The 15678-nt window shown below is 64.4% G+C and carries 3 protein-coding genes (1 of these 3 running past the window's edge); 1 reads left to right on the top strand and 2 read right to left on the bottom strand.

What is annotated here, in order from left to right:
• The first annotated feature begins 63 nt into the window (after positions 1-63).
• The gene (locus ACZI8W_RS05575; protein WP_463367489.1) at positions 64-948 is read left to right on the top strand and encodes an esterase/lipase family protein; all 885 of its coding nucleotides are present in this window, start codon (positions 64-66) and stop codon (positions 946-948) included.
• Here ACZI8W_RS05575 and ACZI8W_RS05570 read toward each other — a convergent pair.
• A complete protein-coding gene (locus ACZI8W_RS05570; protein ID WP_463367488.1) occupies positions 906-1898 on the bottom strand; it encodes an alpha/beta hydrolase in 993 nt (330 codons plus the stop codon). The two genes, ACZI8W_RS05575 and ACZI8W_RS05570, sit on opposite strands and share 43 nt — an antisense overlap.
• A protein-coding gene (locus ACZI8W_RS05565; protein ID WP_463367487.1) for a non-ribosomal peptide synthase/polyketide synthase crosses the window boundary here: on the bottom strand, positions 1895-15678 show its end. It continues 19726 nt past the right edge of the window; 13784 of the gene's 33510 nt are visible here — the last part of the coding sequence; the start codon falls outside the window, past its right edge; it ends in the stop codon at positions 1895-1897. Before ACZI8W_RS05565 ends, ACZI8W_RS05570 begins: the two co-directional genes overlap by 4 nt.

The following is a 15678-nucleotide window of genomic DNA, read 5'->3' as shown; positions in this document are numbered from 1 at the left end:
GACCGCCTGTGGAGAAGTTCCATACAGCCGCCATGTGGAGGAATGGGCCTAAGCTCGTTGTCTGTGTTGTCTCGTGTCCTACCAGTTCTCGGAGCGGCGGCGCTCGCCCTCTCGATCACACCCACCGCGTTCGCCCAGGACCGGCTACCCGTGCCCTACGACTACCACAACGGGGTCGCCGTCGAACTGGCGAACCCGGGTGGTTCACCCGCCGGAGCGAACACGTCGTGCAGATCCGCAGACCAACCCGTCGTACTCGTGCACAACACCCTCGGCAACAAGCAGATCGGCTGGCAGACTCTGGCCCCGCGCCTCGCCAACGAAGGCCGGTGTGTCTTCAGCTTCACGTACGGCGAGTACGGCGGACCGTGGCCCGTCGACGCTGTCGGGGGCCTACGACCCATCGACGAGAGCGCTCGGGAACTGTCCGTATTCGTGGACGACGTCCTCACGCAGACCGGCGCCTCGCAGGTGGATGTCGTCGGCCACTCGCAGGGCACACTCGTCCCGACCTACTGGGTGCAGCTCCAGGGTGGCGCGGGCAAGGTCGACGACTACGTGTCGCTCGCACCGATGTGGCACGGCACCGACGTGTTCGGGTCAGAGACACCGGGCGCGATCCGTCCCGCTTTGGAAGCGGTGTGTCGGGCATGCGCCGATATGGCGCCTGGCTCACCGCTCCTGGACCGCCTCTGGAACACCGGGATTTTCGACCCGTCGATCGACTACACGAACATCCTCACCCGCCACGACCAGACCGTCGTGCCCTACACCAGCGGGTACGCGGAGGCGCCGAACGTCACGAACGTCGTGCTGCAGGACGTGTGTCCATCGAGCAACGCCGGGCACCTCGGTCTACTCGCCGATCCCACGGCCGTGGAGCTCGTACTGAGCGCACTGGACGATCACAGCTCCATCGACGCGGCGAGCTGCGGCCAGGAACGCTGAAGCTCGTCTTCCCAGTATCCCCACGAGTGAGTGCCCTCGGGCCGGAAGTGGAACGTCGCGGGGATGTCGAGTTCGTCCAACCGTTCCTGGAGCCGGTGAGTGCAGATGTTGGTGGCGGCCTCGATGACGCCGCCCACGACGACCTGGTCGAGCAGCGGCGGCGATTGCGGTGTCCGCGGAAGAGCCGGGTCCTCGTGCGGTCCGGGCAGACCCGATCCGTTCGAGATGTACAACGAGAGGCCGCGTAGACCTTCTGCGTTGACCGTCGGGTCGTGCTCCACCCAGCCCGCACCGTTGTATGGGCCCCACATATTCGTCGCGTCGGTCTCCCCCATGCCCTCGATGACCGACCGGAGGTAGGCCTGACCGAGTGGATCGCTGGTCTGCGCGCATCCGCTGTACGAGGCGACACCACGGTAGAGGTCGGGCGCATGAATCGCGAGAGAGAGCACCGACGTCGCAGCCATCGACAGGCCCGCAATCGCATTGACTCCCGTCGTGCCCAAGGCGTCGTCGATGACCGGGGGCAACTCCTCCGTCAGGAACGTCTGCCACTTGGCCACCCCGACAACCGGGTCTTCCTTGATCCAGTCGGTGTAGTACGTGAACATTCCCTCGGCCGGGATCACGACGTTGACGTTCTTGTTCGCGAGAAAGTCGAGGATTTTGGTCTGGTTGAGCCAGTTGGCGCCGTCCTCGCCGCCGCCGGCCCCGTTGAGCAGGTACAGCGTCGGACGCGGAGCAGACGTATCAGCCGGCGTGATGACCTGCAGGGGGATGTTTCTGTCCATCGACGGCGAGTACACGTACATGTCCGAGTACCGGTCGTCGATCTGCTCGATGCGGTCCAGGTGAGGTGCCGGGGCAGCGACAGCGGGCACGGCAGGCGCCGCAAGGGCGAACGCGACCGCAGCACACAAGGCAGTTCGGCGCAGAACGTTCATCTTCATGTAGCGGATTCGCCCTTATCGGTAGTCGGATGCAGTTCGATGACTCTACGCACCGCGGGGCCGACGACCGCAAGCGCCTCGGGCGACGTCATGTGCCAATGCGTCACAGGCACTGAATGATCATGGACTTCGCCGGTGACGGCGTCGGTCCAGCCCGTGACTCCACGACGACCGTCGGCTGCCGCGGTGAAGTACAGGACGTCGCCGTCGAACACCCCCGGGCGGTGCCTGCTGAGCAGCATCGAGTTGTGTTCCGCCGTGGTGATCAGTCGCTGCACCATCTTTTCGGCGTCGTCGACAGAATTACCGGTCAGTTCTGCGACGGTCGCGACGAGCCCGGTGACATCCTGCGGTTCGTTGCCGTCGAAGCCGAAGCCTGCGAGCAGGTCTGCCATGGACACCGGTGCACGGTCGTCGGCCGGCGGCTCCGACGACCCGTTCACGAAGCTGTCGAGCATCACGAGATTGTCCACCGATTCACCTGCGGCCTGCAGCTGCACCGCCATTGCATGGGCAATCACACCGCCCAGCGACCAGCCGAGCAGACGGTACGGCCCGTGCGGTTGCACGCGGCGAAGCTCCTCGACGTACCGCGTAGCGAGATGGTCGAGGGTGGCCGGTGCGAAGTCGTCTTCGAGAGCGGCGGGTGTCTGCAGACCGTAGACATCGGTATCGAGCTGCTGGGACAGGCCGGTGTAGCACCACGACAACCCGACGATCGGATGCACGCAGAACAGCGGTGTGCCCGAACCATTCGTGCGCAGCCGTACCACCGGACGGAGCGCGTCCGACATGTTCGCGTCGGAGCCCTCGGAGACCAATCGGGCGAGGCCCTCGACGGTCGACTCCCGGAACAGCCACTGCAAGGGCACCTGGGCGTCCACCTCTGTACGCAGGCGCGAGACGAGTTTCGTCGCGACGAGGGAGGTACCACCGAGCGCGAAGAAGTCGTCGTCCAAACCCACCCGCTCGATCCCGAGCACCTCGGCGAACACCGCCGCCACCGACTCCTCCACCGGCGACACCGGCACACGGAACTCACGAACCTCGAACACCGGATCCGGCAGAGCCTTCCGATCCAACTTCCCGTTCACATTCAACGGCAACGCCTCGAGCACCACGAACGCCGACGGCACCATGTACGACGGCACACGCCCACCGAGCGCAACTCTCAGCTCGGCCACATCGAGTTCCACACCCGACCCCGGCACCACATACGCCACCAACTGCGCACCCGCGCGCTCATCCACACGAGCAACCACCGCCACGTCACGGACACCGCCCACACCACGCAACGCCGACTCGATCTCACCGAGCTCGATCCGGAAACCACGCACCTTCACCTGGAAGTCCGTACGCCCCACATAATCCAACGCACCATCAGCAGTGAACCTCACAAGATCACCCGTGCGATACAACCGCTCCCCCACCGCAAACGGCGACGCCACGAAACGATCCGCAGTCAGATCCACCCGACCGTGATAACCCCGCGCCAACTGCACACCCGCCAGATACAACTCACCCGCAACCCCCACCGGCACCGGATGCAACCGCTCATCGAGAACATAGACACGAGTATTCCACTCCGGCACACCGATCGACACCGACGCACCCGATACCTCGGCGACCTCACCGGCCGTCACCGACACCGCAGCCTCGGTCGGACCGTACAAGTTCACCAACCGCGTATCGTTCGACGCCACGAACCGCCGCGCCGTCGACGCCGGCAACGCCTCACCGATCGCCAGCACCCGACGCAACGACCGAGGCAACACCCCCGACGACTCCACCAGCAACGCCTCGAGCATCGACGGCACCACATGCAACGTCGTCACAGCCTGCTCGGCGATCAACGCATTCAGATACGCCGGATCACGATGCCCATCCGGCGAGGCGATCACCACACGACCACCGGAGAGCAGCGCCGACCAGAACTCCCACACCGACAAATCGAACGTCGCCGCCGTCTTGAGCAACACCGCATCGTCCACGCCGAGACCGAAATGATCACGCTTCCACAGCATCTGGTTCACGACCGCCGCGTGCGGCACCGCCACACCCTTCGGCCGGCCCGTCGAACCCGACGTGAAGATCACATACGCGGTGTTCGACGGCCGCAGAGGAGAAATCCGCTCCGCATCCGACACCGGGATGTCCGCTGTCTCCGGCAGATCCGTGGTGCCGCGATCAATCGTGACAACCGTCCGGCCTCCGCGTACCGCAACATCATCGCGTCCGGAACTGAGCACAACCACCGGTGCCGACTCTCGGAGAATGTATGCCGTGCGTTCCTCGGGCTGGTCGGGATCCAGCGGCACATACGCGCCACCGGCCTTCGCGACCGCGTACATCCCTACCAGCAACTCGACGGAGCGGCGCATCATCAGGGCCACCGTCGTCTCCGGCCCGACTCCCACTGAAATCAACCGACGCGCCAGATGGTTCACTCGCGCGTCGAACTCCCGGTACGTGAGCGACCCGTCGTCGAACACCAACGCGGTCGCTGCCGGATCGCGGCGCACCTGTGCATCGAACAGATCCACCAGCGTCGCCGCCGTATCGACCTCGCGCTCCGTGTTGTTGAAGGACTCGACGACGCGGGCACGGTCATCGGATCCGAGGAGATCGATGTCGCCCACGGGCACGGACGGATTCGATACGATCGCATGAAGCATTCGTACGAAACGCTCGAGTATCGCCTCGGCGGTCGTCTCGTCGAACAGATCCGTCGCGTACGTCATGGATCCGATCACACCCGATTCCGAGCCGTCGTCACCGTATCGGTCCGACACGATCAGGTGAAGATCGAACTGCGAAACGTCCATTTCGGCCTCGACACCTGCGATCGACAGGCCAGGAAGCTCGAATGTCGCCTGCTCCAGGTTCTGGAACGACAGACCCACCTGGAACAGGGGATGCCGCGCAGTCGAACGAGCCGGATTGAGGACTTCGACGAGACGCTCGAACGGCACATCAGCATTAGCAAAGACGTTCAGGTCCGTCTCACGTGTCTGATCGAGAAGCTCTGCGAACGTGCGGCCGGAGTCCACACGGGTGCGGAACACGAGCGTGTTGACGAACATGCCGATCAGGCCATCCAGCTCGCGTTCGTGACGTCCCGCGACAGGGCTTCCCACCGCGACGTCGTCGGTACCGGCGATGCGCGCAAGGTACGCTGCCCAGGCAGTATGTACGACCATGAACAAGGTCGCATTCGCGCGTCGACCAAGCTGGACCAACCCGCGATGCAGGTCGGCATCGAGGCTCAGGTTCACTCTTGCACCTCGAAGCGATTGCACTGCGGGATGTGGCCGATCGGTCGGCAGATCCAGCTGCTCGGGCAGATCCGCCAGCTCATCGATCCAGAATCCGAGCTGCCTCGCCGCCAGCGATTCCGGATCATCCTCCGAACCGAGTATCTGTCGTTGCCACAAGGTGTAGTCGGCGTACTGGACAGGCAGCGGCTCCCAGGCCGGTCGTGCCCCCTCTGCCCGTGCAAGATATGCGGCCATCACATCCCGAGCCAGCGGGCCCATCGAGAATCCGTCGCCCGAAATGTGGTGGACGACGAAGACGACGACATACTCGTCACGACCGAGGTGGAAGAGCTTCGTTCGCAACGGTACTTCAGCGGTGACATCGAATGCCGTCGTCAGGACATCAGTCACGGCAGACATCAGATCTGCCTCGATGAGCGTCGTCGGCGCAAGATCGATCGCGACGTCGGCCGGGCGCAACACCCGCTGGACGCCGACACCGTCGACCTCCGGATACACGGTCCGAAGCACCTCGTGCCTGTCGAGCACGTCGCGTACCGCAGCCTGCAGCGCGTCGGGGTTCAGATCACCGGTCAACCGCAGCGCCATCGGAATGTTGTAGGCGGCCGACCCGGGATCGAATCGGTTGAGGAACCACATCCGCTGCTGTGCCAGCGACAAGGGGATGACGTCTGGGCGCGGCTGCGGCACGAGCTGCGCTACCCGACCCGAGCCGGCATCCACTTCGAGCCGGGCAGCGAGCGTTTGGACCGTCGCTGTATCGAACAGCGTCCGGACCGCGACTGTCGTATCGAGTGCGTCGCCGAGCCGCGCCACGACCCGCGTGGCAACCAATGAGTTGCCGCCGAGCGCAAAGAAGTCGTCGTCCAGACCGACCCGCTCCACTCCGAGGATCTCAGCGAATACCGCTGCAACTACCCCTTCAGTCGCACTCACCGGCGCCCTGAACTCGCGATGCCCGAACACCGGCTCCGGTAGCGCCCGCCGATCGAGTTTTCCGGACACGGTGAGAGGCAACGACTCGAGTACCATGAACTGCGACGGCACCATGTACGACGGCAGCACCCGACCCATCATGTTCCGAATCTGCGACGCATCCGCGTCGCCCGACGGAACGATGTACCCGATCAACTGGTCCGATCGCACTGCGACCGCACCGGCTGCGACACCATCGAGCGCACGCAACACGCTTTCGATCTCACCGAGTTCGATACGCTGGCCACGTAGCTTCACCTGTTGATCGTTGCGGCCCAGATACTCGAGTTCGCCATCTCGATTCCACCGCACCAGATCGCCTGTGCGGTACATCCGCTCGCCGGCGTCACCGAAGGGGTTCGCCACGAAACGATCTGCCGTCAGCGGTGCACGTCCCGCATAGCCTCGCGCGAGCTGAGCTCCCGACAAGTACAACTCGCCGACGACGCCGACCGGCACGAGATTCATACGCGGGTCCAGGACCCACGCCGAGGTGTTCTGGACTGCCACACCGATAGGAACCCGAGTCGCGGCGACCCCACGATACGTGTGGTGGGTGGCCTGCATCGTCACCTCGGTGGGCCCGTACAGGTTGTGCACCTCCGTCCCCAACATCCGACGGGTACGCTCTGCAGTTGCCTCGGCCAATGCTTCGCCACCGGAGAACAGCGATCGCACTACGCCGACGGGCCCCTCCCACACATCGAGCACTGCGTCGAGCACCGAGGGGACGAACTGCGCGACCGTCACCTCACCGCCGGCCAGCAGACGCGCGAGATACTCCGGATTGCTATGCCCGTCCGGCTCCGCGATCACCATTCGAGCACCGGACACGAATGGCACCAACAGCTCCCACACCGACGCATCGAACGTCACGGGTGTCTTGAGCAGCACCGAGTCCGAAGAATCGAACTCGTATTCCGTCTGCATCCAACGCAATTGGTTGACCAGCGATCCGTGCGACACGGTGACGCCCTTGGGCCGGCCGGTAGACCCGGAGGTGAACAGCACATACGCGGCGTTCTGCGGGTGCAAGCGGGAACGGCGTTCGCCGGCGTGGACCCGACCACTCGCATAGCCGGAAACGTCCACTCGATCGACGTTCACCACCGGGCGGTCGGTGCGGATCTGCCGACCCGACCTCGTCAGGACGAGCAACGGATCCGCTGTGTCGAGCACGTAATCGATTCGGTCATCCGGCTGATCCGGGTCGATCGGCACGTACGCAGCACCCGCGACCAGCACGGCCGCAATGGCGACCACCATCTCGGGCGAGCGCTCCATCGCTACTGCGATGCGGATTTCCGGTGCCGCACCCAACGACATCAGGTGCCGAGCGAGGCGGCATACCTGCTCGTGCAGCTCCGCACCACTCATGGGCGATCCGTCGTGCACGATCGCGACGGAGTCCGGCGAACGTTCGGCCTGCACCGCGATCAGATCGGGAACGAGCTGCTCCGATTCCGGTCTGTCGTCACCGCGGCCCGCGGCCAGCACGAGATCACGTTCGCCCTCGCCGAGCAGGTCGAGTGCACCGACTGCCATATCAGGACTACCAACCATCGCTTGCAGAAGCCTGACGAACCGCTCGGTGAACGCCACAATGGTGTCGACGTCGAACAAGTCCGTCGCATAGGTCATCACACCGCTCATACCCGCGGGGCAGCCCTGCTCGTCGACCCGATCCGAGATCGTGACCTGCAGATCGAACTTCGCCAACTGCAGGTCCGGGTCCATCGCCGACAAGGTCAGGCCTGCCAGGTCGACATGTGTGGTCTCCATGTTCTGCAAGGTCAACATCACCTGGAACAACGGATTCCACGACGTGGACCGAACCGGGTCGAGGACTTCCACCAAGCGTTCGAAGGGCACGTCCGCATGTCCGAACGCGCCGAGGTCCACATCCCGCACCCGAGACAACAATCCTGCGAATGATTCACCACCGACGACCGGAGTGCGCAGTACCAACGTGTTGACGAACATCCCGATCAGATCGTCCAACGCACGCTCACCACGACCCGCTACGGGGGTACCGATCACGATGTCGTCGGTCCCGGACAGCCGCGCGAGAAGTACAGCAAGAGCACCGTGAATCACCATGAACGGTGTCACGCCGTGAGCGGCTGCTAGCGCGTCGATGTCCGACCGCAATGACTGGTCGATCGTGAAACCATGCGAGGCACCGCGATACGACGCGATCTCAGGGCGTGGACGATCGGCCGGCAGCTCGAGCACACCCGGTGCACCCGCCAGGTTCTCCGTCCAGTACGCCACCTGTCGCGACAGCACCGAATCCGGGTCTGATTCGGAACCGAGAACATGTCGCTGCCACAACGTGTAGTCCGCGTACTGCACCGTCAGCGGTTCCCACGACGGAACTTCGCCCGAGAGCCGGGAGGCATACGCCACCATGACATCCCGCGACAACGGACCCATCGAAAAGCCGTCTGCTGCAATGTGATGCGCCACCACTACCAGCACATGCTCGGTGTCCGAGATCCGTAGCAACTTCATTCGAAGCGGCGGTGCCGCCGTCACATCGAACCCGGACTCCACTACTACCGCGGCGGCACCGAACACCTCGTCTTCCGAGACCGATTCCACGGCAAGAATATCCGAGTGTTCCGGTTCCTTCGACACCACCTGGTACCCGACACCATCGATCTCCGGATACACTGTGCGCAATACCTCGTGCCGCACGATCAGGTCCGACACCGCAGACCGTAGCGCATCCACGTCGAGCGGACCCGACAACCTGATCACAGCGGGAATGTTGTTCACTGCCGAGTCCGGATCGAATCGGTTGAGGAACCACATCCGCGATTGGGCCATCGACAGCGGTATCCGTTCCGGCCGGGGCCACGGCTCGAGTGCACTCACGCCACCGGATCCGACCACCTGCTCGACCGCGGCGGCAAACGCCTCCACCGTCGGCGCTTCGAACAGCAGCCGCACCGGCACCTTCGCGTCTGCAGCGGCACCCACCCGTGACACGACCTGCGTCGCGATCAGCGAGTTTCCGCCGAGTGCAAAGAAGTTGTCGTCCAGCCCGACACGTTCGATGCCGAGGACCTCGGCGAACACCGCCGCCACAGATTCTTGCAGCACACTCGTGGGGGCTCGGAATTCACGCACCTCGAACACCGGGTCCGGGAGCGCTTTCCGATCCAGCTTGCCGTTCACATTCAATGGCAATGCGTCGAGCACCACGAAGGCAGCGGGGACCATATACGAAGGCAACTGCGCTGCCGACTCACTCTTCGTCGACACCACATCGATCTCGGTGCCCGGCTCCGGGACAACGTACGCCACCAGTTGCGTCCCGGTTCGCTCGTCGTCCCGTGCGACCACTACGGCGTCTCGAATGCGGTCTACGCTCCGCAGTACCGTCTCGATTTCGCCGAGTTCGATCCGAAAACCGCGTACCTTGACCTGGAAGTCCCTGCGCCCCAGATAATCCAACTCGCCATCAGCGGTGAACCTGACGAGGTCACCGGTCCGATACAACCGTTCGCCCTCCCCGAATGGTGATGCAACGAAGCGCTCGGCCGTCAAGTCGACCCGACCGTGATAGCCCCGGGCGAGCTGAACCCCTCCGACGTACAACTCGCCCGTGACACCAATCGGCGTGGGATGGAGCCGCTCGTCGAGCACGTACACCGTCGTGTTCCACACCGGGACACCGATAGGAACAGACGATCCATGCACCGCATCCGCGACGTCACCGGCGGTGACCGACACCGCGGACTCCGTCGGACCGTACAGATTCACCAACCGCGCCTCGTTGCGCTCGACGAACCTCCGCGCCGTCGCCACGGGCAGCGTCTCGCCGATCGCCAGCACCCGCCGCAACGACGACCCCAACCGGCCATCCGATTCGACCATCAGCGCCTCGAGCATCGACGGCACCACGTGCAAGGTCGTCACATCCTGCTCGACCACCAGACGGTTGAGATACGCCGGATCGCGGTGACCTTCCGGCGATGCGAGCACTATCCGGCCGCCCGAAGTCAACGCCGACCAGAACTCCCACACCGAGAGGTCGAATGTCGCGACCGTTTTCAGTAGCAGCGCATCATCTGATCCCAAGCCGAAGTGCGAACTCTTCCACACCATCTGATTCACGATCGCTGCATGCGGCACCGCGACGCCCTTGGGCCGTCCTGTCGACCCCGACGTGAAGATCAGATAGGCGGTGTTCGACGGGCGCAGGGGCCCACGCCGCTCGGCGTCCGAAACAGGCGACCCCGCCAGGCCCGACAGATCCACGCAGTCGATATTCACAGAGGGGGTGGTCCACTGCCCTGGCACGGAGGCGGCGTCTCCTGCGCCGGTGAGGAGCACCACCGGATTCACCGACCCGATGATGTCGGCGTTGCGCTCCGTCGACTGGTCGGGGTCGAGCGGCACGTAGGCACCACCGGCCTTCGCGACTGCGAACATCCCCACCAGAAGTTCGACCGAGCGGCGCATCATCAACACAACCGGCGACTCCGGCCCGACTCCGAGCGAAATCAGCTTCCGGGCCAGACGGTTCACACGCTCATCGAGCTCTCCGTACGTGAGCGTCTCGGCCTCGAACACCAATGCCGTTGCCACAGGATCACGACGGACCTGCTCGTCGAACAGGTCCACCAGCGTTGCGGACGAATCAACGGCGCGCTCGGTGTCGTTGACGAGTTCGGTTACCCGCGTCCGCTCCCCTGGCGTCAGCAGGTCGAGATCACCGACCGGCGCCGCCGGATCCGCGACGATCGCCTCGAGCATCCGCACGAACCGCTCTACGATCGATCGTGCTGTCGTGTCACCGAACAGATCCGTCGCGTAGGTCATGATGCCGTCGACACCCGATCCGGCACCGTCGTCGTCATACCGATCGGACACGATCAGATGCAGATCGAACTGCGAGACCTGCATCTCGGCTTCGATCCCCGAGATTCTCAATCCGGGAAGCTCGAACGTCGATCTCGCCAGATTCTGGAACGACAACCCCACCTGGAAGAGGGGATGTCGCGCCGTCGAACGTGCCGGATCGAGAACCTCGACGAGACGCTCGAACGGCACGTCCGCGTTCGCGAAAACGGTCAGGTCCGTTTCGCGAGTGCGCTCCAGCAGTTCCAGGAAACTCTGCCCGGGTTGCACGCGCGTCCGGAACACCAGTGTATTGACGAACATGCCGATGAGGTCGTCGAGCGCACGCTCGGTACGTCCCGCGACCGGGCTGCCGATGGCGACGTCGTCGGTGCCGGCCATCCGTGCGAGGAACGCCGCCCAGGCCGTATGCACGACCATGAAGAGCGTGGCGTTCGTCCGTCGCCCCAGTTGCACCAGTTCACGATGAAGCTCGGCGTCGATGGAGACGCCCACCGTCGCGCCGTGCAGTGATTGCACGGCCGGACGCGGAGTATCGGTCGGTAGATCCAGTTGATCCGGCAGGTCCGCGAGTTCCCGGGTCCAGAACCCGAGTTGCTGTGCCGCCAGGGATTCCGGATCGTCCTCCGAACCCAGTACCTCCCGTTGCCACAGGGTGTAGTCGGCGTACTGCACCGGAAGCGGCGCCCACGACGGTACCTCGTCGTGCATTCGTGCGAGATATGCCGACATGACGTCCCGAGCCAACGGACCCATCGAGAATCCGTCACCCGAGATGTGGTGGACGACGAAGACCACGACATGCTCCGAGCGATCGACTTCGAAGAGGCGCACCCGCAAGGGAACGTCGGCCGTGACATCGAATCCGGTCGTCACGAGCTCACTCACGACGGCGAACAGGTCCGCCTCCGCGAGGCGTGACGGTGCGAGGTCGATTTCCACGTCGGTGATCGGCAATACGTGCTGGACACCGACTCCGTCGACCTCTGGATACACGGTCCGAAGCACCTCGTGCCTACCGAGCACATCGCGCACCGCAGCCCCCAGGGCCGCAATGTCCAAGACCCCCGACAACCGTAGTGCCATCGGAATGTTGTACGCGGCCGAATCGGGATCGAACCGGTTGAGGAACCACATGCGGCGCTGTGCCGAGGACAGTGGAATCGTGCCCGGTCGTCGCCTCGGAACCAGTGGCACCGCGACACCGGTCTCCGTCAGACCGTCGACCGCGGCAGCAAACGCCTCCACCGTCGGCGCTTCGAACAGCAGCCGCACCGGCACCTTCGCGTCTGCAGCGGCACCCACCCGTGACACCACCTGCGTCGCGATCAGCGAGTTTCCGCCGAGTGCAAAGAAGTTGTCGTCCAGCCCGACACGTTCGATGCCGAGGACCTCGGCGAACACCGCCGCCACAGATTCTTGCAGCCCACTCGTGGGGGCTCGGAATTCACGCACCTCGAACACCGGGTCCGGGAGCGCTTTCCGATCCAGCTTCCCCGAGGCGTTGAGCGGCAACGCCTCGAGCAGCACGACCGATTCCGGAACCATGTACGACGGCACACGGTTCGACGCCGCGTGCAACACGCGGCCGGTGTCGGTGTGGCCGTCGCGGAGTACTACGTAGGCCACGACCCGGTCTTGCACTACGACGACTGCTGCCGACGACACCAGTGGATCGTCACGCAATACCGCTTCGATCTCACCGAGTTCGATACGCACTCCGCGTAGCTTGACCTGGAAATCACTGCGCCCGATGTACTCGAGGTGCCCGCTACGGTTCCTCCGGACGACATCGCCCGTCCGGTACATGCGTGCGCCCGCGTCGAACGGATCGGCTACGAACCGATCAGCGGTCAGCTCGGGCCGCGCCACGTATCCACGTGCCAGTTGCCGCCCGGACAGATAGAGTTCGCCCGCAACACCGTCCGGCACGAGACGGAGGCGCGCGTCGAGGACGTAGGTCGCAGAGTTCCACACCGCGGCACCGATCGGTACTACCGGACCTGTGCCGTCGACGACGGTTTCGGTGGCATGAACTGTGAATTCCGTGGGCCCGTACAGATTGTGCACCATGGTGTTCGGCAACGTCGACATCAGCCGGGACACTGTCGCGCCGGGGAGGGCTTCACCGGCGACAAGGACGGCCCGCAGGGAAGTACACGCATCCGACGACATGTGTGTGACGAAGACGTCGAGCATCGACGGCACGAACGACACGAGCGTGACACCGTGTGCGTCGATCATCGAGGCCAGATAGTCGGGATCTCGATGTCCGTCCGCGGAGGCGACGACGAGGCGCGCACCTCGTGACAGCGGTGCGAACAGCTCCCACACGGAGACGTCGAACGTGAACGGTGTCTTCAACAGAACTGCGTCGTCCCCGCCGAGTCCGAATCGTTGCGAAATCCACGCTATCTGATTCGCGACGGCGCCGTGGCTGACCGCCACACCTTTGGGACGTCCGGTCGAGCCGGAAGTGAAGATCACGTATGCGGTGTTGTCCGAGCGGAGCGGGCCACGCCGTTCGGTGTCGGTGATCCTCGAAGCCGGCCATCCGGAGAGGTCGAGTTCGTCCAGGAGCAGCGTCGGTGCCGACACGGTAACCGACCCCTGCTCGGAGGTGGTGGTGAGCACGAGCACCGGCATCGCGGACCGAAGCACATAGTCCGTCCGCTCGGCCGGGTGTTCCGGATCGAGCGGCACGTATGCGCCGCCCGCTGCCGACACAGCATGGACCGCGACCACCATGTCGGCCGAGCGAGACATGAGAACACCAACGGTCGAATCCGGCCCTACGCCACGAGATATCAGCTTTCGCGCGAGCCGGTTCACCCGCGCGCCGAACGCCGCGAAGGAGAATTCCACGCCCTCTGCCACCACAGCAATCGCATTCGGAGTGCGGGCAACCTGGTGTGAAACCATACTCGAGATCGTCTGTGCGCCAAGCGCATGATCCGGTCCGATCTGCGCAGACAGAATCCGTGCGACCTCCGGGGCAGTGAGCAAGGCGAGGTCACCGACTGCCAATTCGGGATCCGCCACCGCCGTGTCCAGCACCCGCAGAAAACGGTCGGCGAAGTCGGCAATGGTCCTTCGGTCGAACAGATCCGTCGCGTACTGGATACGCACGGCGAGCTCGTCCGACTCCACGACGGTCACCTGCATGTCGAACTTGACCGGCATGTCGCCGAAGTCGACGGGCGAGACCGTCAGCTCATCCATGGTGAATGCGGTGGGGTTGTCGTACTCGAACGCGAGCATCACCTGAAAGAGCGGGTTGCGCGCCTGCGACCGCGGCGGATCGAGCACCTCGACGAGACGTTCGAACGGGACGTCGGCATGGGCGAAGGCCGCGAGGTCGATGTCTCTGATCTGATCGAGGAGTTCTCCGTACGATCGTCCACCGTCCACATCGGCACGGAGCACCAGGGTGTTGACGAACATGCCGATGAGGTCGTCGAGTTCCGCGTGGCCACGGCCCGCGACGGGTGTTCCGATCGAGATGTCGGTCGTGCCGGTCGATCGCGCCAACAGCACTGCCAGCGCAGCATGGACGGCCATGAACATGGTGGTGCTGTGTTCCTGAGCCACACGCCGCAACGCCGCACTTGTTGCGCGATCGACGCGGAAGTCGTACGACGCACCCCGGTGCGACGCGACCATCGGCCGTGGCCGATCCGACGGCAGATCGATCTGATCCGGTATCCCTGCGAGAGCATCGGACCAGTAGGCGACCTGCCGCGACACGAGGCTTGCCGGATCGTCCTCCGTCCCGAGGGTCTTCCGCTGCCACAGCGTGTAGTCGGCGTATTGCACAGCGAGGGGCGCCCACGGTGGCGCGTCTCCACGCACGCGCGCCGAGTACGCTGCCATCACGTCGCGGGCCATCGGACCGGTCGAGAAGCCGTCGCTCGCGATGTGGTGGACGACGAGCACGATCACATGGTCTGTCGCGCCGGCATCGCCTGTGGTATCGACCTGGAAGAGGCGGGCTCGCAACGGAACCTCAGAAGTCACGTCGAACCCGGTCGTGACGACGTCCGTGACCGCATCGACGATCCGGTCGGCGGCGACAGCAATCGGGGACAGATCCGGTCGTACATCGGAGACGGCCAGTACGTGCTGCACGCCGACCCCGTCCACTTCCGGATAGACGGTGCGCAGCACCTCGTGACGGGCGATCACGTCGTCGACAGCAGCCCTCAGTGCGGCGGTATCCAACGGGCCGGACAGCCGGATCGCCATCGGAATGTTGTATGCCGCCGATTCCGGATCGAACCGGTTGAGGAACCACATCCGGGCCTGCGCCAGCGACAATGGGATACGATCGGGCCGCTGCTGCCGAACCAACTGCTCGACATCACCGGTACCCGCCACTGCGTCGACCGCACCGGCGAAGCCCTCTACTGTCGGCGTCTCGAACACCATCCGCACGGGAACTCGCGCGTGCACCACTGCACCGACTCGCGACACCACCTGCGTCGCGTTCAGGGAATTGCCGCCGAGCGCGAAGAAGTCGTCGTCGAGGCCGACCTGTTCGATGCCCAGCACCTCCGCGAAAGCCGAAGCCACGGAACGCTCGATATCGGAGGCCGGCGCCCGGAACTCCCGCACTGCGATCACGGGCTCGGGTAAGGACAGTCGGTCCAGCTTTC

The organism is Rhodococcus ruitaii, from assembly GCF_055230935.1.
Note: the sequence above shows the minus strand (reverse complement) of the source record. Positions and strands in the feature narration are given on the sequence as shown.